Here is an 18324-nt window from a genome sequence, read left to right on the forward strand (position 1 = left end):
TCCCACGCCGCCAGGCGTAGGGGGAGTGCCCCCAGCGGGGCTGGATTGGTCCCCGTCAGCTCAGATGCCGGTAGCGGCCCTTGAAGTACGTCAGTGGCCCTGTGTCCGGGCCCGTCAGGCCCACCTTCAGGACGCGGCCGATCACCAGCGTGTGGTCGCCCGCCTCCACCCGTTGTTCCGTGCGGCACTCCAGCGTCGCCAGCGCTCCCGTGATCAGCGGCGCCCCGCACACCTCACCCCGTTCGTACGCCAGGTCCTCGAACAGCAGCCGGTCGCTGACCCGGCCCTTCATCGCGAAACGGCCGGCGACCTGGCGCTGGGTCTCGGCGAGCAGCGAGACGCCCCACACGGGCTGTTCCGCGAGCAGGTCGTCCATGCGGGAGCCGCTGCGCAGGCTCACCATCACGAGCGGCGGGTCCAGGGAGACCGAAAGGAACGCCGTCGCGGTCATGCCCACGTCCTCACCGCGCGGGCCGTCGTCCGGGTCGTGCGCGGTGACCAGCACCACGCCGGCCGCCAGGCGGGACATGGCGGCGCGGAATTCCTCGTTGCTCACCCCCTCAGGATGGGGGATGGCAGGGGCCGTGGTGGAAGGGGTCGTCCGGAGCACACCCGGAACGCTAGTCTCGGCCGTCCCGCACCCGCATCGGGCCAGGGGACCAGCCGGGTCCTAGGACCATGGGGCAGACGGAAGGGCCGGCCCCACAATGGTTTTGTGTTCAAGAAAGCGACGGTGTTCCCGTGCCGGACCCATCCGACCCTTAATCACCTGATGTGACTTGAGTCACAGAGGCCGGTATTTGTTGACCCTGTGTACCGGCGGGGCAGCAGGCTGTGATTCAGTGGCCGGGATACCGCAACAAGTACGCCAATCAGAAGCCAGGAGTTTTGCTGTCGGAGTCTCGGGGAGAGCGAGCGATGGAGACCGAGTCGGAGCCCTACGTCCGTCTTGCGACCCTGCGGCAGCTGCACCAGGTGGTCGCGGACCTCAACACCGCCCGCAGCCTGGCCGACACCCTGCAGACCGTCGCCGACGGCGTCGTCGCCGGACTCGGGTACGAGCTGGCGTGCGTCAATCTCGTACGCCCCGACGGTGACCTCGTCGTCGCCGCCTTCGCCGGCAGCGCCGCCGCCGAGGCCCTGATCACCGGCCGCGTCGGCTCCCGCGAGTCCTGGGAGCGGCGGCTGTCGATGGGCGAGATGTGGGGCGAGCTCCGCTTCATCCCGCACACCGAGGGCTGGATCCTCATCGAGGACGACGTCCCCCAGTGGCACACCGAGGGCCCCGAGCCCCGCTTCGAGGACGAGTGGCACCCCCACGACCGGCTCTACGCGCCCATGTACGCGTCGGGTGGCGGGCGCGAGCTGCTCGGCGTGATCTCCGTGGACCGCCCGCGCAACGGACGCCGGCCCGGCCCCTGGGGCCAGGAAGCCCTCCAGATGTACGCGTCGCAGGCCGCGATCGCGATCAGCAACGCCCGGCTGCGCGCCAACATGCAGCGTGCCCTGGTCCGCCTGGAGCGCGAGCAGCAGGCGCTGCGGGCCAGCGAGGAATCCTTCCGGCAGGCGTTCGAGTACGCGCCGAGCGGGATGGCCATCGCCGAGATGGGCGGCGATCAGCACGGACGGCTGCTGCGGACCAACGACGCCCTGTGCCGGCTGCTCGGACGGCCCGCCTCCGCGATGCGGCGCTACTCGTTCGCGGACCTCGTCCACCCCGAGGACGTCGGGACTCTGCTGCGGACCTCCGCCGAGGGCGGGCGCGCCGAGATCAGGCTGGGGCGCAGGGACGGCACGTATGTATGGGTGTCGCTGCGCAACTCGGTGGTCGCCGACACCGCCGACGGGCCGCGTTTCCTGCTCACCCACGTCGAGGACATCGAGGACCGCAAGCGCCATGAGCTCCAGCTCGCGCACCGGGCCTCGCACGACGCGCTCACCGGGCTGCCGAACAGTGCCGAGCTGCGGGCGCGCCTGAGCGCCCGGCTGTGCGAGCGACCGCACGCGGCGTACGCGAGCGACATCGAGTCACTGGACGCCGCGTACGAGGGCGACGGCGGTTTCGGCGCGGACGGCTTCGACTTCGGCGCGGTCGCCGGCCGGCCGTACGACCACCATGTGCACACCGCCGCCCCGGACGGCGAGATCGACGACGGCACGAAGGGCCTCGCGGTGCTCTTCTGCGACCTGGACGGCTTCAAGTCGATCAACGACCGGTTCGGTCACCAGACCGGGGACGCGGTGCTGGTCGAGGTGGCCCGCCGCCTCACCACCGGCGTACGGGACGGGGACACGGTCGCCCGGCTCGGCGGCGACGAGTTCGTCGTCCTCGCCGACGGCCTCGGCGCGGCGGACGCCGCGGATCTCGCCGTACGGCTGCGGAACGCGATCATCCTGCCGATCAGGGTCGGCGGTCGCGGGGTGCGGGTCGGGGCGAGCTTCGGAATCGGCTGGGCGAGCTGCGGGATGTCCGTGGAGGAGGTCCTGCAGTCCGCCGATCAGCGGATGTACGTCGAGAAGCGTTCCCGGGCCAAGGTGCACCGCCGGGCCGGATGAGGCGCACACCACCCTTTGGGGCCACCGCGACCGGGTAGGCTCGCCGCGTCGGCGATGTGCTGACGAGATGGTGAGGAGTGACCGGTATGACGGCCGCGAACAACGGCGCGAGCACGCCCGAGGACGACGACCCGTTCGGCTACCTGTACGAAGACGGGCAGGCCGCGGGCGCCACCCCGCCCGGGCAGGGTCGCGGCTACGGCTACCCCGGTCCCGCCCCCCAGCCCGGTGTCCCGCGGACCTCGTACAACCAGGTCCGCACGGTGGGCGAGCGCCGTCAGTACGCCCAGCCCCCCGCCCAGCCGTTCCCGCAGCAGCAGGGCTACGGCCAGCAGCAGGGTTACGGCCAGCAGCCGACCGCCGCGTACGCCGCGCCCGAGACGTACCCGGGCGGTGCGCAGACCCGGCAGACGCCGGCGGCGCCCGCGCAGGGCCGCGGCCGCGGCGGCGGTCCCAACACCAGGGGGCTGCTGATCGGCGCGATCGCGGTCGTCGCCGTCGTGGTGATCGGCATCGGGGCGGCGCTGCTGACGAGCGGCGACGAGAAAGACAACGCGGGCGGTGACCCCGGCGCGGGCACGAGCCCGACGGCGGCGGACTCGGTCAAGCCGAGCGGTGAGCCCTCGGACAAGCCCGACGAGCCGGTCGAGCTGCCCAAGCAGGACGCGGCGACGCTGAAGCTGGGCGGCCCGGCGACGGCGGCGAACACGGTGCCCGGCGCCAAGGGCACCGGCGGCGGCTATGTGATGTTCAACGGCGAGGGCGGCTCGGCGAGCTGGTCCGTCGAGGTGCCCGAGGCGGGCGCGTACACGATGTACATCACCTACAGCGTGCCGGGCAAGGACGCCAAGACGTCGCTGACGATCAACGGCGGCCAGCCGCGCGAGATCAACATGGCGAACTTCGCGAAGGCCGAGGAGGGCAACTGGGAGAAGGGCTGGACCAACACCTACTCCTACGTGAACCTCGAAAAGGGCAAGAACGACCTGAAGATCTCCTGCGAGCCGGGCAACCAGTGCGAGGCGTACCTCGACCAGGTCTGGCTGGAGGCCGGTCAGAAGCAGGGCTGAGCCCGCCAGGTCCGTCGTCCCGGTCGTCGCCCCGCGACGGCCGGGACGAGATGTTTCCGGGTGCCGCCGCGGGGCGTGGTCACGGCGTGGCGGGGTGCTGCGTCACCGTGATCTGCGGCAGGAGTTTCTCGTACGCGGCGGCGTCGTACTCCCCTGCCGCGGGGGCCAGCACCGTCGCCGCCGACAGGGCGACCGCGCAGGCCAGGCGCTCGGGCCACGGGAGTCCTTCGACCAGGCCCGACAGCAGGCCGGCCACGGCCGAGTCGCCCGCGCCGGTCGGGTTGCCCCGGACGGCCGTGGGCGGGGTCGCCTGCCAGGTGCCCTCGGGCGTGGCCGCGACCAGTCCGTCGGGGCCGAGCGAGCCGACGACCGCGTGCGCGCCGCGGCGGCGGGCGTCGCGGGTGGCCCGCAGCGGTTCGCGGGAGCCGGTGAGCCGGGCGAGCTCGTCGGCGTTCGGCTTGATCAGGTCGGGTCGGGCGGCGATGCCCCGGCGCAGCGGTTCGCCGCTGGTGTCGAGGAGCACGGGCACACCGGCGGCACGGGCGCGGCGGACCAGTTCGGCGTAGGCGCCGACGTGGATGCCGGGCGGCAGGCTGCCGCAGAGCGCGACCGCGTCGGCCTCCGCGAGGAGGGAGTCGTACGCGGCCTGGAAGGCGGACCATTCCTCGGGCGTGACGGTGGGGCCCGGCTCGTTGAGCTGCGTGGTGTCGCCGCTCGCGTCGTCGACGACGGCGATGGTGCGGCGGGTGGCGCCCGCGACGGTGACGAGCGCGTCGTGCGGGGCGAGGGGCGCGAGCATCTCGCGCAGTACGGCCCCGGTGGGCCCGCCGGCGAAGCCGGTGACGACGGTCTCGTGGCCGAGGGCGCCGAGCACGCGGGCGACGTTGACGCCCTTGCCGCCGGGGCGTTCACGGACCTCGCCGACGCGGTGGGTGGCGTGCGGGGTGAGAGCGGCGACCTTGTACGTGATGTCGAGGGCGGCGTTGAGTGTGACCGTAAGGATCACCCGTCTGCACCCCCGGATAGCGCGCCTGCCGTACTCGTACGGGTCCTGATCATGCCAAACGGAAGGCGGTTGGCCCAAGACCTGGTGCCAACCGCGTCAGGCCGGGGGTGTCCCTGGCCGGCCAAGAGCGCCGCCAGGTGGCCAACCCCGTGATCAGCCCTCGCCGGGCAGCAACCGCCAACGGCCCCTGCCCAGAGCCACCACGGCCGGGCTCAAGGCCGTCGACGGCCCCTGCCGTGGCCGGCCACGACCGGGCTGCGCACCCAATCGCCACGGCGCATCACGCCCTTGAGCGTGAAGTGCTCGTCGAGGACGACCAGGTCCGCGTACTTGCCCGGCTCCAGGGAGCCGACCTCGTCGTACACGCCGAGCAGCTTGGCCGGGTTGGCCGAGATGGCGGTCACGACGTCCGCGACCGGGATGCGGTCGACGGTGACGGCCCGGCGGAAGGCGGTGTCCAGGGTCAGCGTGGACCCGGCGATCGAGTCGCCCTCCACGAGCCGCGCGACGCCGTCCTTGACCTCGACCTCCAGCGGGCCGAGCTGGTAGCGGCCGTCGCCGAAGCCCGCCGCGTCCATCGCGTCGGTGATGAACGCGACCCGGCCGGCGCCCGCGCTGCGGAAGGCGAGCTCCAGGGCCGCGGGGTGCAGGTGCGTGCCGTCGTTGATGAGCTCGACGGTGACCCGCTCGTCCTCCAGCAGCGCGGCGATCGGTCCGGGCGCCCGGTGGCCGAGCGGGGGCATGGCGTTGAACAGGTGCGTGGCGACGGTGGCGCCGGCGTCGACGGCCTCGCGGGTCTGCTCGTACGTCGCGTCCGTGTGTCCGACCGCCGCGATGACGCCGTGCTCGGCCAGCAGCCGTACGGAGTCGATGCCGCCGGGCAGTTCGGTGGCGAGCGTCATCATCTTCGCGGTGCCGCGCGCGGCGTCGACGAGCTTGCGGACCTCGGCCGGGTCCGGGTGGCGCAGCAGCGATTCGCTGTGGGCGCCCTTGCGGCAGGGCGAGATGAACGGGCCCTCGAAGTGGATGCCCGCGAGGTCGCCCTGCTCGACGAGCTCCGACAGGAAACCGGCGCGGTGCGCGAGGAAGTCCAGGTCGCCGGTGACGGTGGAGGCGACCAGAGTGGTCGTGCCGTGCTCGCGGTGGGTCCGCACGCCCCGGAGCACCTCGTCGGCGGTGCCGGAAGTGAAGGAGGCGCCGCCGCCGCCGTGGTTGTGGAGGTCGACGAAGCCGGGGACGATCCAGTGCCCGGAGAGGTCGAGCGCGGGGGCGTCGCCGGGTGCGGACGCGGCGATGCGGGTGCCCTCGACGGCGATCCGGCCGTTCTCCACGGTCCCGGTCGGCAGCACCACACGGGCTCCGGCGAGAACGGTGCTCGTGGTGCTTCCGGTGCTGGCGGCCATCAGGCGGTTACCTCCGTGGCGAGTAGATCCCAGGCGAGCAGTCCTGCGCCCAGGCATCCGGCGGTGTCCCCGAGGGCCGCCGGGACGATGTCGGGCAGCTGCTGGAACGTGACGCGTTCCTCGACGGCCGCCCGCAGCGGTGTGAACAAGGTTTCCCCTGCCTCGGCGAGTCCGCCACCGATGATGAGTGTGCGGGGGTCGAGCAGGGTGAGCGCGGTGACGAGCCCGTCGGCGAGCGCGTCCACCGCGTCCTGCCAGACCCGGCGGGCCGCCGGGTCGCCCGATTCGACGGCCTTGGCGCAGTCGGCGGCATCGGCTGCGGGGTCCCCGGAGGCTGCGGCCCAGGCGCGGCTGACGGCGGAGGCGGAGGCGAGGGTCTCCAGGCAGCCGCGGCGGCCGCAGCCGCACTCGGGGCCCTCGGGTCGTACGACGACGTGGCCGATCTCGCCGGCGCAGCCGTGTGCGCCGGCCTCGATGGTGCCGTCGATGCCGATGGCGCCCGCGATGCCCGTGCCGAGGGGGACGAACAGGAACCGGTCGGCGCCGCGGCCCGCCCCGATCCGGCCCTCGGCGAGGCCGCCGGTGCGGACGTCGTGGCCGAGGGCGACGGGCACGCCGCCGAGCCGCTCGGTGAGCAGGGCGCGGAGGGGGACGTCGCGCCAGCCGAGGTTGGCGGCGTAGACGGCGATGCCGCCTTCGGCGTCGACGATGCCGGGCACGGCGAGTCCGGCGGCCTCGGCCGGGCGGCCGAGGTGCGCCTGCCCGTGGGCGCGGAGGTCCGCAGCGAAGTCGAGGATGGACGCGACGACGGCGTCGGCCCCCCGGTCCCGGCCGGTGGCGCGCCGTGCCTCGTACAGCAGTGACCCGTCCGCCCCGACCAGGGCGGCCTTCATGCCGGTGCCGCCCACATCGAGGGCGATGACGTGTCTCACGGAGACAGTGTGGCGCGTGGACCCCAACAGGTCTAGTCCAGTAGGAGGGATTGTTGTCACGCCATACAAAACAGCCCTCCCGCCGGAGGTGCGGGCGGGGGCGTTGCGAAAGCGAGACCGACAGTGGTGTAGACCTTATGAACGAACGTGGAAGAATCGATGCTCGTCTCGCAGGACGTCACGGGGGACCGAACGGGGCATATCGACAATTGACAGCAGAGGGTGGGGGAGTGCCGTGCAGCGGCCCTTCAAAGGTCTGACCGCGGCAGTCGCCGCACTCGGCATGACGGTCGCGCTGAGCGGCTGCGGCACAGGTTCCGACGAGGTCACCCTCAAGCTGGTGGCCGCCGACTACGACGTCGCCGGCGGTGAGAGCAGCAAGAACTACTGGGCCGAGCTCACGGCCGCGTTCGAGGCCGAGAACCCCGGCATCAAGGTCGACGTCCGGATCGAGTCCTGGAACGACGTCGACCGCACGGTCGCCGAGATGGTCGAGGCCGGCGAGGCCCCCGACATCGCGCAGATCGGCGCCTACGCCGACTACGCGGCCGCCGACAAGCTCTACTCCGCGGACCAGCTGCTCTCCATACCCGTGCAGTCCAACTTCCTCGGCCCGCTGACCGAGGCGGGCGAGCAGAAGCGCACCCAGTACGGGCTGCCCTTCGTCGCCTCGACCCGCCTGCTCTTCTACAACAAGAAGCTGTTCGCCGAGGCCGGCATCGACGACGAGCCGAAGACCTGGGCCGACCTCGCGGAGGACGCCAGGAAGCTGAAGGCCGGCACCGACGCCGCATACCCCTTCGCCCTGCCGCTCGGCCCCGAGGAGGCCCAGGCCGAGACGATGATGTGGCTGCTCAGCGGCGGTGACGGCTACACGGACTCGGTCGACAAGTACACGATCGACTCGCAGCGCAACATCGACACCTTCGCGTGGCTGAAGGACAACCTTGTCGAGGAGGGCCTGACCGGACCGGTCGCGCCCGGCAAGCTCAACCGCAAGGACGCCTTCGCGGCCTTCACGCGCGGCGAGGTCGGCATGCTCAACGGGCACCCCTCCCTCATGCAGGCCGCCGAGAAGCAGGGCATCGAGGTCGGCAAGGTCGCGCTGCCGGGCCGGGACGGCGAGGCCCAGGCGTCGATGGGCGTGGCCGACTGGATCATGGGCTTCAAGGAGAACGGGCACCGCAAGGAGATCGGGAAGTTCCTCGACTTCGTCTTCACCGACAAGAACGTCCTGGACTTCGCCGACCAGAACGACCTGCTCCCCGTGACCGTCTCCGCCTCCGAGGCGATGGAACAGGACCCGGCGCACGCGAAGCTGAAGGCGTTCCTCCAGGAGCTCCCGGGCTCGGTGCTCCCGCCGGTCGGCAAGACGTCGTGGGCGGCGGTCAGCGAGAGCATCAAGAAGAACATCGGCAGGGCCGTCGAGCCGGGCGGCAGCCCGGCCGCCACGCTCGGCCGCATCGCCCGTGAGGCCGCCGCGGCGGAAGCGGCGGAGTAGCCGGCCCGGCCGGGGCGAGTGGGGACCGGATGTCCCCGCGCACCGCCGTGCGGCGATAGGTTGGATCGTATGACCGACGAGCCCACGCTGTCCGAGCGTGAGCGCGCCGTCCTAGGGGTGGAGCGACGGTCCTGGGCCGGGCCCGGGGCCAAGGAGCGGGCGATCAGGGAGCAGCTGGGGATGTCCCCGGTGCGCTACTACCAGCTCCTCAACGCCCTCCTCGACGACCCGCGCGCCCTCGCCCACGACCCCGTCACCGTCAACCGGCTTCGCCGTGTGAGGGACGCCAGGAGAAGTCGCCGATAAGGTCGGATGCATGGGCAGCTCCCCGTACGCACACACCCTGCCGACGCCGTCCACCCCCGCAGGCCGCGACGGTCTCGCGGCTCTGCTCGACCGGCCCGCAGGAGCCGTCGTGGCCCTCGACTTCGACGGCACGCTCGCCGAGATCGTGCCCGACCCCGAACAGGCCCGCGCCCACCCCCGCGCCGTTCCCGCACTCGCCGCGCTCGCCCCGAGGATCGCGTCCGTCGCGGTGATCACCGGCCGGCCCGCCGGGGTCGCCGTGCGCTACGGCGGCTTCGCGGGCGTCGAGGGCCTCGACCACCTGGTGGTCCTCGGGCACTACGGCGCCGAGCGCTGGGACGCCGTCACCGGGACCGTGAACGCGCCCGCGCCGCACCCCGGTGTCGCCGCCGCCCGCGCCGAGCTGCCCGGTTTCCTCCATGGCCAGGGCGCCTGGCGGGGCACGTGGATCGAGGAGAAGGGCCGGGCCGTCGCCGTGCACACGCGCCGCGCGGAGGACCCACAGGGCGCCTTCGACGCCCTGCGCGAACCGCTCGCCGCGCTCGCCTCCCGCCACGGTCTGATCCTGGAGCCGGGCCGCATGGTCCTGGAACTGCGCCCGCCGGGCATGGACAAGGGCGTGGCGCTGGCTGAGTACGTCCGCGAGGTGGGCGCCACGGCCGTGCTCTACGCCGGGGACGACCTGGGCGACCTGCCCGCGTACGGCGCGGTCGACAAGCTGCGCTCGGACGGGGTGCCGGGGCTGCTGGTGTGCAGCGGGAACGAGGTGCCGGAGCTGGCGGAACGCGCGGACCTGGTGGTGCCGGGGCCGGGCGCGGTGGCCGACTTGCTGGCGGCGCTGGCGGAGCGGGTGTAGCGGGGGCGGGCCCTGCGGGCGGCGTTTCCCCACCCCGCCCCTTCCCGAACCGGGGGCTCCGCCCCCGGGCCCCCGCGCCTCAATCGCCGGCGGGGCTGGAAGTTGCCCTGCGGGCAACTCCAGCCCGTCTGGGGGCACCTCCCACGGCCGCCAGGCCGTAGGGGGAGTTTGAGGACACCGCGCGAAGCGCGGTAACGGTCCGGGCGGAGCCCGGTTTCGGGAAGGGGCGGGGTGGGGAAACGGCCCCGCGCAGCGGCTACCCCCGCAGCGCCTCAAGCTGGTCCAGGAACCAGCGGCGCGGTGGCAGGGACGTGGACGCCGCCGCGAGCCGCTTCGTGCGCTCCGCGCGCTCGTCGTCCGGCATCGACAGGGCGCGGTGCAGCGCCTCCGCCGTGCCGCTCACGTCGTACGGGTTGACGACGATCGCGTCCTCGCCCAGGTCCCAGTACGCCCCCGCCTCCCGCGACAGCACCAGCGCGCAGCCCGTGTCGGAGACGACCGGGACCTCCTTGGCGACGAGGTTCATGCCGTCCCGGATGGGGTTGACGAGGGCGACGTCGGCCAGGCGGTAGGCCGCAAGGGAGCGGGCGAAGTCGTCCTTGACGTGGATGACGACCGGGGTCCAGCCGGGGGTCCCGTATCGCTCGTTGATCTCGGTGGCGAGCCGGAAGACCTCTGCCGTGTAGTCCCGGTACACGGCGAGGTCCTGCCGTGACGGGTACGCGAGCGCGATGTGCACGACCCGCTCGCGCCACTCGGGGCGGGTCTCCAGCAGCTCCTCGTAGGCCAGCAGACCGCGCACGATGTTCTTGGACAGCTCGGTCCGGTCGACGCGCACGATCGTCCTGCGGTCCGCCCCGACGGCCTCGCGGAGTTCGGCGAGGCGCTCCTCGACGTCCGGCCGCCGCGCCCGCTCGCGCAGGAAGTCCCCGTCGGCGCCGAGCCCGTGGACCCCGATCTCGGTCGTGCCGGTGCCGCCGACGGCCCGCTCGCAGCAGGCGGCGAACGCGTCCGCCCACCGCCGCGTCAGGAACCCAAGGCGGTCCGCGCCCAGCATCCCCCGCAGCAGCTCCTCGGCGATGTCGTCCGGCAGCAGCCCGAAGTAGTCGGCCGGCGCCCACGGCGTGTGCGAGAAGTGCCCGATCCGCAGGTCAGGCCGCAGCTCCCGCAGCATCCCCGGCACCAGCGCGAGGTGGTAGTCCTGCACGAGCACCGCGGCGCCCTCGGCCGCGTCGGCGGCCAGCGCCTCGGCGAAGGCGCGGTTGTAGGACCGGTAGGCGTCCCACTGCCGCCGGAACTCCCGGCCGAAGACCGGCTCCAGCGGGGTCTGGTAGAGCATGTGGTGCACGAACCACAGCACCGAGTTCGCGATGCCGTTGTACGCGTCGGCGTGGACGGCCGCGTCGATGTCGAGCATCCGGACGCCCGGCTCGCTCACGCCGCGCCGCACGGCCTCGCGGTCGCCCTCGCCGAGGGCGGCGCACACCCACAGCGTCTGCGCGTCGGAGCCGATCGCGGAGAGGCCGGAGACGAGGCCGCCCCCGCCGCGGCGGGCGTCGAGCCCGCCGCTCCCGTCCAGCGAGTAGGAGACCGGGCCGCGGTTGGAGGCGACGAGGATCTGAGCAGCGTCGGTGACCATGTGGCGAACCTAGCCCGTCCCGCATTCCCTCAAACGTGCGTACGGCCGCGCCGCGGGTCAGTGGTCACGGTTCCGGCCACGGACCGCCGCGACGGCGATCACGCCCGCCGCGGTGAGACTGAGCGCGACCCCGCCGAGCAGCCACAGCTGCTCGGCCGTGGAACCGGTGCGGGCCAGCTCACCGGTGTGCCGGGGTACCTCGGCGGCCAGGGCCGGCGCCGTGCCCTGGATCCCGTGCATGACGTCCATCAGATCCATGAGGTCCATAAATAGGAAAGGTAGACAAAATGGGCGCCGGTTCCGGCTTATGCCGCGCGACGCGCCGCGTACTCACCGATCTCGCGCATCGGCGGCCGCTCCTCGGTGTCCACCGGGTGGGTCCTGGGGACGAATCCGTGCTGCCCGCGCTCGAACTGGGTGAGCGCCGGCCGCACCAAATGGCCGCGCGCAAGCCGCAGTTGCGCGGTGCGGTAGATCGTCGCGGCCATCCGGCCCAGCGCCTGCCCGTCCTGATGGCGGTGCCTGCGCGTGCCCACGTCGACCTGTGCCAGGGCGTCGAGGCCCACCAGGTTGAGGGCGTCCACCAGCAGGGCCAACTCCACTCCGTAACCGACCGGGAACGGCAGTTGCTCCAGCAGGGAGCGCCGGGCCGCGTACTCGCCGCCCAGCGGCTGGACGAAACCGGCCAGTTGCGGCCAGTGCAGATTCAGCAGGGGCCGCGCCACCAGTTCGGTCACCCGGCCGCCCTGACCGGCGGCGCCACCGAGCGGACGGTCGTACATCGCCTTGACGAAATGCACCTCGGGATCGGTCAGCAGCGGCCCCACGATGCCGGAGACGAAGTCCGGGGAGAACGCGCGCAGATCGGCGTCCACGAAGCACACGATGTCACCACTGGTCACCATCAGTGACCGCCACAGCACCTCGCCCTTGCCCGGCACCGCCGGTATGCGCGGCAGGACGGCGTCCCGGTGGACCACCCGCGCGCCCGCCGCGGCGGCCACCTCGGCCGTGCGGTCGCTCGACGCCGAGTCGATCACCACCAGCTCGTCGACCAGCGGAACGGGCCCGGACATCAGCGTGCCGCGTATCGCGGAGACGATCTCCCCGACCGTCTCCTGCTCGTTCAGGGCCGGGAGCACGACGCTGACCGTGGTGTTCTTCTTGGCGGCCAGCAGCCGGCCGAGTGGGCGGTCGGCCACCGACCAGGACCGCCGGGAGAGCCAGCGCTCCACCTCATCCAGCACGTGATCTCCATCTCGCGGATCGGACGACCATCTCAAGCGTCCGGGGGTTCGGTTACAGTCTTGAACAACGCGCAGGACCCTCGCATGTCGGGGGGCCGCGCCGACAACCGAATACCGCTCATCCAGAGGGGCAGAGGGATACGGCCCGTTGAAGCCCCGGCAACCCTCCAGCCGATCTCTGCGCTCATCGCGCGAGGCTCACGGCTAGGGAAGGTGCCAATTCCGTCTCGCGGCGAGATGCGCCGCGGGGAAGATGAGGAGAAAGGGCCTCGCCTCCATGGCTGTGCAGACTGTTGCCACCACCAACGACTCCGCCGGTTCCGCCGGATCCGTCGACCTGGGCCCCGCCTCCGGGCTCTCCTGCCGCGAGTGCGGCGAGCGGTTCGACCTCGGCCCGATCTTCGCGTGCGAGGCGTGTTTCGGGCCGCTCGAAGTCGCGTACGACGTGCCGAGCGGCGACCCCGAAGCCCTGCGCAAGCGGATCGAGTCCGGGCCCGAGAACATCTGGCGCTACGCCCCGCTGCTGCCCGTCCCGGCCGACGTCGCGGACAAGCCCAACCTGAACCCGGGCTGGACCAAGCTCGTCAAGGCCGACAACCTCGCGCGTGAGCTGGGCTTCGAGGCCGGCAAGCTGTTCGTCAAGGACGACTCGGGCAACCCCACGCACTCCTTCAAGGACCGTGTCGTCGCCCAGGCCCTGGAGGCCGCCCGCGCCTTCGGCTTCACGACCCTGTCCTGCTCCTCCACCGGCAACCTCGCGGGCGCGGTCGGCGCCGCGGCGGCCCGCGCGGGCTTCCGCTCCTGCGTGTTCATCCCGCACGACCTGGAGCAGGGCAAGATCGTCATGGCCGCGGTCTACGGCGGTGAACTGGTCGGCATCGAGGGCAACTACGACGACGTCAACCGCTTCTGCTCCGAGCTCATCGGCGACCCGGCCGGCGAGGGCTGGGGCTTCGTGAACGTCAACCTGCGGCCGTACTACGCCGAGGGCTCCAAGACGCTCGCGTACGAGATCTGCGAGCAGCTCGGCTGGCAGCTGCCCGACCAGATCGTCATCCCGATCGCCTCCGGCTCCCAGCTCACCAAGATCGACAAGGGTCTGCAGGAGCTGATCAAGCTCGGCCTGGTCGAGGACAAGCCGTACAAGATCTTCGGCGCCCAGGCCGAGGGCTGCTCCCCGGTGTCCGTCGCCTTCAAGGCGGGCCACGACGTGGTCAGGCCGCAGAAGCCCGACACCATCGCCAAGTCCCTGGCGATCGGCAACCCGGCGGACGGCCCGTACGTCCTGGACATCTGCCGCCGCACCGGCGGCGCGGTCGAGGACGTCACGGACGAGCAGATCGTGGACGCGATCAAGCTGCTGGCCCGTACGGAGGGCATCTTCACGGAGACCGCCGGCGGCACGACCCTCGGTGTGGCGAAGAAGCTGATCGAGGCCGGTGCCATCGACCCGACCCTCACCACGGTCGTCGTCAACACGGGTGACGGCCTCAAGACCCTCGACGCGGTGGCGCCCACGACGGGTATGACCGCAGTCATCCGACCCAACCTGGACTCTTTCCGAGAGGCTGGCCTCGCATGAGCGTCAACGTCCGTATCCCCACCATCCTCCGCACGTACACGGGCGGCCGGGCCGAGGTTGCCGCCGAGGGCGCGACCCTGGCCGAGGTCATCGCCGACCTGGAGAAGAACCACACCGGCATCGCGGCCCGCGTCCTGGACGACCAGGGCAAGCTGCGCCGCTTCGTCAACGTGTACGTGAACGACGACGACGTCCGCTTCGAGCAGGGCCTCGAGACGGCGACGCCGGACGGTGCGGGCGTCTCGATCATCCCCGCCGTCGCCGGCGGCTGATCTCCACCGCGTTACCCCGCGTTACCGATATTGCCCCCTCCGCCGGAGAAGCGGAGGGGGCAATTCTGCATGGTTGAGCGCGGTAGAGTCTGGGAAGCCCCCTCCGCCGGCCGCTCGGCAATGCGTTACCGCCCCGCCTGAGGGCACAAGAATGCGGTCAAAGTAAGCGATCGAATTGCGTCGAAAGTGGCGCTTTGCCGGGCCCGACTTGCCCCGGAATTCAATGAATTCGCATGGATCGGCCGATCGGTCCTGCCCAGATTTCTCGTCCGATTGACCTGTTGCAGAGGGCAGTTGGGCAGATACATTCAGCCGCGGTCGACGCGTTCCGGCGCACACCCCTCCTGCTGGGGTGAGGTCTGACCCGGGTCCGCGAAGTGCGGTCCTGTGCAAGGGCCAGTAATAGGGGAGTTAGGCATGGCTCAGGGCACCGTCAAGTGGTTCAACGCGGAGAAGGGGTACGGCTTCATCGCGGTCGACGGTGGTGCGGATGTTTTCGTCCACTACAGCGCGATCCAGATGGACGGATACCGCACCCTTGAAGAGGGTCAGCGAGTCGAGTTCGAGATCTCGCAGGGCCAGAAGGGTCCGCAGGCGGACATGGTCAAGCTCGCCGTCTGATCCAACTGATCGAAGGCGCGATCGGCCACCGACGCACTCACGCACGAGGGGTCCGCATCCCACAGACCGGGATGCGGGCCCCTCGTGCGTGTCCGCGCCACCGCGATCCACCGGATCCGCTTGCACTCTCCTATGGCGAGTGCTAATCATTGGCGTTAGCACTCTCCGAGTGAGAGTGACAGAACTTGGATCGGGTCGGTGAGGTCCGCAGGCCGGGTGGGGCAAGGAACCACGCGGCACGCAGACCGTCCGTCGCGGGCGCAGGCGCGATCCGAAGGCAATCCTCCCCCGCAGCTTTGCGCGGGGGGACCCCCATGTCCGGGAGGACACTTCACATGGCCAAGATCATCGCGTTCGACGAGGAGGCACGGCGCGGTCTCGAGCGCGGGATGAACCAGCTCGCCGACGCCGTCAAGGTCACCCTTGGTCCCAAGGGTCGCAACGTCGTCCTCGAGAAGAAGTGGGGCGCCCCCACGATCACCAACGATGGTGTGTCCATCGCCAAGGAGATCGAGCTCGAGGACCCGTACGAGAAGATCGGCGCCGAGCTGGTCAAGGAAGTCGCCAAGAAGACGGACGACGTCGCCGGTGACGGTACGACCACCGCGACCGTTCTCGCCCAGGCGCTCGTCCGCGAGGGCCTGCGCAACGTGGCCGCCGGCGCCAACCCGATGGCCCTCAAGCGTGGCATCGAGAGGGCCGTCGAGGCCGTCTCCGGCGCGCTGCTCGAGCAGGCGAAGGATGTCGAGACCAAGGAGCAGATCGCTTCCACGGCCTCCATCTCCGCCGCCGACACCCAGATCGGTGAGCTCATCGCCGAGGCCATGGACAAGGTCGGCAAGGAAGGCGTCATCACCGTCGAGGAGTCCCAGACCTTCGGTCTGGAGCTGGAGCTCACCGAGGGTATGCGCTTCGACAAGGGCTACATCTCGGCGTACTTCGCCACCGACATGGAGCGTATGGAGGCGTCCCTGGACGACCCGTACATCCTGATCGTCAACTCCAAGGTCGGCAACGTGAAGGACCTCCTTCCGCTGCTGGAGAAGGTCATGCAGTCCGGCAAGCCGCTGCTGATCATCGCCGAGGACGTCGAGGGCGAGGCCCTGTCCACGCTCGTCGTGAACAAGATCCGCGGCACCTTCAAGTCCGTCGCCGTCAAGGCCCCGGGCTTCGGCGACCGCCGCAAGGCCATGCTGAACGACATCGCCATCCTCACGGGCGGCACGGTCATCTCCGAGGAGGTCGGCCTCAAGCTCGAGAACGCCGGCCTGGACCTGCTGGGCCGCGCCCGCAAGGTCGTCATCACCAAGGACGAGACCACGATCGTCGACGGTGCCGGTGAGAGCGACCAGGTCGCCGGCCGGGTCAACCAGATCCGCGCCGAGATCGAGAACAGCGACTCGGACTACGACCGCGAGAAGCTCCAGGAGCGCCTCGCGAAGCTGGCCGGCGGCGTGGCCGTCATCAAGGCCGGTGCCGCGACCGAGGTCGAGCTCAAGGAGCGCAAGCACCGCATCGAGGACGCCGTTCGCAACGCGAAGGCGGCCGTCGAGGAGGGCATCGTCGCCGGTGGTGGCGTGGCGCTGCTCCAGGCCTCCTCGGTCTTCGAGAAGCTCGAGCTCCAGGGCGACGAGGCGACCGGCGCCAACGCCGTGAAGCTCGCGCTGGAGGCCCCGCTGAAGCAGATCGCCGTCAACGGTGGTCTCGAGGGTGGCGTCATCGTCGAGAAGGTGCGCAACCTGCCCGTCGGCCACGGCCTGAACGCCGCGACCGGCGAGTACGTCGACATGATCGCCGAGGGCATCATCGACCCCGCGAAGGTCACCCGTTCCGCTCTGCAGAACGCGGCCTCCATCGCGGCGCTGTTCCTCACCACCGAGGCCGTCATCGCCGACAAGCCGGAGAAGGCCGCCGCGCCTGCCGGTGGCGGCATGCCGGGCGGTGACATGGACTTCTGATCCGTTCCCGGATCGGATCCGTCCGTCAGGACCGAGGGCGGCACCCCACTCCCAGGGGTGCCGCCCTCGGGCGTTCCCGGTGGCCGCCCGCGGCCGTCCGCCTCAGCGCTCGTAGTGGTACCGGCAGACGGCGACGCGGATTTCGTCGTCGACGACCTTGTGGACGAGACGGTGTTCGTCGGTGATGCGGCGGAACCAGTAGCCCTGGAAGCCGTGCTTCAGGGGTTCGGGCTTGCCGATGCCCTCGTTGCCGTTGCGGGCGATGTCCTGGAGCAGGGTGTTGAGCCGCTGGAGGACCCTGCGGTCCTGGGCCTGCCACCAGACGTAGTCCGCCCAACTGGACTCGTCCCACACGAACTTCATTCGACAGGCTCCCGGACCGTGCCGCCGCCGTTCTCCAGGCGGTCGATGGACGCCAGCAGTCGGCGGGCGTTCTCGGGGCTGCGCAGCAGGTAGGCCGTCTCCTTCAGGGACTCGTACTCCGCGAGGGCCACGATCACCCTGTAGGTCATGGTGCGCATCGTCGACTCCCTCTGCTGTAGAAAATCCTGTACGTACAGAAAACTGCACGCGCGAAGTGAGGGGTGCGGCAAGCGAGGATCACCGGCCGCCGGCTGCCGGTGTGCGCCGCAGCCGTGCCAGCACCCATTTCCGGTGGGCGACCGCCTTGGCGATCCCGAGCAGCCCGGTGCCCCATACGACCACTCCGGCTCCCATGCCCAGCACGGCGTCGTAGATCGTGCGCGCCTCGGCCGCGGTCCCGAAGGACACCCAGAGGCCGAGCCCGCACGGCACGAAGGACAGCAGCAGCCAGGTCAGGCTGAAACCAGGTGCGCGCAGGCGGGCATCGAGGCCGGCGTCGCGGTCCAGCTCCAGCCACAGGTCCATCAGGTCGCGCACCTCCCGGTCACGTCGGACGCCGCGCACCATCACGAAGACAGCGGGCACCAGCGCCCCGAGGCCCAGGGGTACGAGCAACGGTGCCGCGATCAGCATCATGCGGTCGCCGTTCGGGCCAAGTCCCTGTAGTGGCAGGGTGAACGAGATCCAGCCCACGAGTCCCAGTGTCCCCACGAGCCAGAGCAGGGCCAGCCGCCCAAGCCCCAAACTGCGCTTCCGCAGCGCGTCGAGCGCGATCCGCCGGTCGGCGAGCAGGGCGGTCCGGTTGGGCCACGTGCTCATGTGTGGCGGGGGAAAGGGCGGGTGGGGCACAGGGATCCTCGAATGGGAGTGCTTGGCGTCAGGCCCAACGCTAACGCGTCGCCGGCGGACCCCGAGTCCGGGCGGACCGATCCTCGCCTGTCGACCGTTGCCCACGGGCGAGCAGAAGTGACTGTTCCAGGTGTTGTTAGGGTGACACAAGCGACCAGTGGTG

18 protein-coding genes, 1 pseudogene and 1 riboswitch are annotated in these 18324 nt (G+C 71.2%); of the genes and pseudogenes, 9 read left to right on the forward strand and 10 right to left on the reverse strand.

Translation table 11 applies throughout. The annotated features are described in order from the left end of the window. Nucleotides 1–55: 55 nt before the first annotated feature. Entirely contained in the window at nt 56–556 is a 501-nt protein-coding gene (locus ACF08N_RS23940; RefSeq protein ID WP_392326708.1) for a flavin reductase family protein, read from the reverse strand. A gap of 362 nt (nt 557–918) precedes the next feature. Here ACF08N_RS23940 and cdgB point away from each other — a divergent pair, with 362 nt between their 5' ends. Then, nucleotides 919–2556 carry a diguanylate cyclase CdgB gene (gene cdgB / locus ACF08N_RS23945; protein ID WP_392326709.1) on the forward strand — a complete coding sequence of 546 codons (1638 nt, stop codon included), beginning with the start codon at nt 919–921 and terminating at the stop codon, nt 2554–2556. An 86-nt stretch (nt 2557–2642) separates the two neighbouring features. After that, nucleotides 2643–3626 (forward strand): carbohydrate-binding protein, encoded by a 984-nt coding sequence (locus ACF08N_RS23950; RefSeq protein WP_392326710.1) that lies wholly within the window; start codon nt 2643–2645, stop codon nt 3624–3626. A gap of 79 nt (nt 3627–3705) precedes the next feature. On the opposite strand, the gene ACF08N_RS23955 is transcribed toward ACF08N_RS23950, so the two are convergent. The 3 genes from ACF08N_RS23955 to ACF08N_RS23965 all read right to left on the reverse strand — a co-directional run bounded on the left by ACF08N_RS23955 (nt 3706) and on the right by ACF08N_RS23965 (nt 6967). Next, nucleotides 3706–4632, reverse strand: a complete 927-nt coding sequence (locus tag ACF08N_RS23955; protein ID WP_392326711.1) for a 1-phosphofructokinase family hexose kinase — start codon at nt 4630–4632, stop codon at nt 3706–3708. A gap of 212 nt (nt 4633–4844) precedes the next feature. Beyond that, nucleotides 4845–6035, reverse strand: coding sequence for an N-acetylglucosamine-6-phosphate deacetylase (gene nagA, locus ACF08N_RS23960; RefSeq protein ID WP_392326712.1), 1191 nt, complete (start codon nt 6033–6035; stop codon nt 4845–4847). Next, complete coding sequence (locus ACF08N_RS23965; protein ID WP_392326713.1) at nt 6035–6967, reverse strand: ROK family protein; 933 nt, start codon at nt 6965–6967, stop codon at nt 6035–6037. The genes nagA and ACF08N_RS23965 overlap by 1 nt, the downstream gene beginning before the upstream one ends. Before the next feature lie 235 nt (nt 6968–7202). On the opposite strand from ACF08N_RS23965, the gene ACF08N_RS23970 reads away from it, so the two are divergent. The 3 genes from ACF08N_RS23970 to otsB all read left to right on the forward strand — a co-directional run bounded on the left by ACF08N_RS23970 (nt 7203) and on the right by otsB (nt 9630). Next, complete coding sequence (locus ACF08N_RS23970) at nt 7203–8468, forward strand: extracellular solute-binding protein (RefSeq protein WP_392326714.1); 1266 nt, start codon at nt 7203–7205, stop codon at nt 8466–8468. A gap of 69 nt (nt 8469–8537) precedes the next feature. Next, complete coding sequence (locus ACF08N_RS23975) at nt 8538–8774, forward strand: DUF3263 domain-containing protein (RefSeq protein WP_392326715.1); 237 nt, start codon at nt 8538–8540, stop codon at nt 8772–8774. A gap of 10 nt (nt 8775–8784) precedes the next feature. Further along, the gene (gene otsB, locus ACF08N_RS23980) at nt 8785–9630 is read left to right on the forward strand and encodes a trehalose-phosphatase (RefSeq protein WP_392326716.1); all 846 of its coding nucleotides are present in this window, start codon (nt 8785–8787) and stop codon (nt 9628–9630) included. Nucleotides 9631–9886: 256 nt separating this feature from the next. Here the strand turns inward: otsB and ACF08N_RS23985 are convergent, their stop codons facing one another. From ACF08N_RS23985 to ACF08N_RS23995, 3 genes are read right to left on the reverse strand one after another with little or no spacing between them, the layout of a single operon-like run. Further along, the gene (locus tag ACF08N_RS23985; protein ID WP_392326717.1) at nt 9887–11269 is read right to left on the reverse strand and encodes a trehalose-6-phosphate synthase; all 1383 of its coding nucleotides are present in this window, start codon (nt 11267–11269) and stop codon (nt 9887–9889) included. Nucleotides 11270–11326: 57 nt separating this feature from the next. Further along, the gene (locus tag ACF08N_RS23990) at nt 11327–11536 is read right to left on the reverse strand and encodes a hypothetical protein (protein ID WP_392326718.1); all 210 of its coding nucleotides are present in this window, start codon (nt 11534–11536) and stop codon (nt 11327–11329) included. 38 nt (nt 11537–11574) lie between these two features. Beyond that, a complete protein-coding gene (locus tag ACF08N_RS23995; RefSeq protein WP_392326719.1) occupies nt 11575–12516 on the reverse strand; it encodes a glucosyl-3-phosphoglycerate synthase in 942 nt (313 codons plus the stop codon). A 115-nt stretch (nt 12517–12631) separates the two neighbouring features. Beyond that, nucleotides 12632–12776: riboswitch (SAM riboswitch) on the forward strand. 17 nt (nt 12777–12793) lie between these two features. On the opposite strand from ACF08N_RS23995, the gene thrC reads away from it, so the two are divergent. The 4 genes from thrC to groL all read left to right on the forward strand — a co-directional run bounded on the left by thrC (nt 12794) and on the right by groL (nt 16949). Further along, entirely contained in the window at nt 12794–14098 is a 1305-nt protein-coding gene (thrC, locus tag ACF08N_RS24000) for a threonine synthase (protein ID WP_392326720.1), read from the forward strand. Further along, the gene (locus ACF08N_RS24005) at nt 14095–14370 is read left to right on the forward strand and encodes a MoaD/ThiS family protein (protein WP_388730264.1); all 276 of its coding nucleotides are present in this window, start codon (nt 14095–14097) and stop codon (nt 14368–14370) included. Before thrC ends, ACF08N_RS24005 begins: the two co-directional genes overlap by 4 nt. A gap of 417 nt (nt 14371–14787) precedes the next feature. Next, nucleotides 14788–14991 carry a cold-shock protein gene (locus tag ACF08N_RS24010; RefSeq protein ID WP_005315736.1) on the forward strand — a complete coding sequence of 68 codons (204 nt, stop codon included), beginning with the start codon at nt 14788–14790 and terminating at the stop codon, nt 14989–14991. 335 nt (nt 14992–15326) lie between these two features. After that, nucleotides 15327–16949, forward strand: a complete 1623-nt coding sequence (groL, locus tag ACF08N_RS24015; protein WP_392326721.1) for a chaperonin GroEL — start codon at nt 15327–15329, stop codon at nt 16947–16949. Nucleotides 16950–17051: 102 nt separating this feature from the next. On the opposite strand, the gene ACF08N_RS24020 is transcribed toward groL, so the two are convergent. From ACF08N_RS24020 to ACF08N_RS24030, 3 genes and pseudogenes are all read right to left on the reverse strand, one after another. Further along, the gene (locus ACF08N_RS24020; protein ID WP_392326722.1) at nt 17052–17312 is read right to left on the reverse strand and encodes a Txe/YoeB family addiction module toxin; all 261 of its coding nucleotides are present in this window, start codon (nt 17310–17312) and stop codon (nt 17052–17054) included. Next, nucleotides 17309–17449: pseudogene (locus ACF08N_RS24025) on the reverse strand (type II toxin-antitoxin system Phd/YefM family antitoxin); the annotation flags it as partial. The gene ACF08N_RS24020 and the pseudogene ACF08N_RS24025, both read right to left, overlap by 4 nt. A gap of 100 nt (nt 17450–17549) precedes the next feature. Then, the gene (locus ACF08N_RS24030; RefSeq protein ID WP_392326723.1) at nt 17550–18131 is read right to left on the reverse strand and encodes a hypothetical protein; all 582 of its coding nucleotides are present in this window, start codon (nt 18129–18131) and stop codon (nt 17550–17552) included. Between the last annotated feature and the right edge of the window lie 193 nt (nt 18132–18324).

Source organism: Streptomyces sp. NPDC015127 (genome assembly GCF_043080095.1).
In the GTDB taxonomy this organism is placed as follows: domain Bacteria; phylum Actinomycetota; class Actinomycetes; order Streptomycetales; family Streptomycetaceae; genus Streptomyces.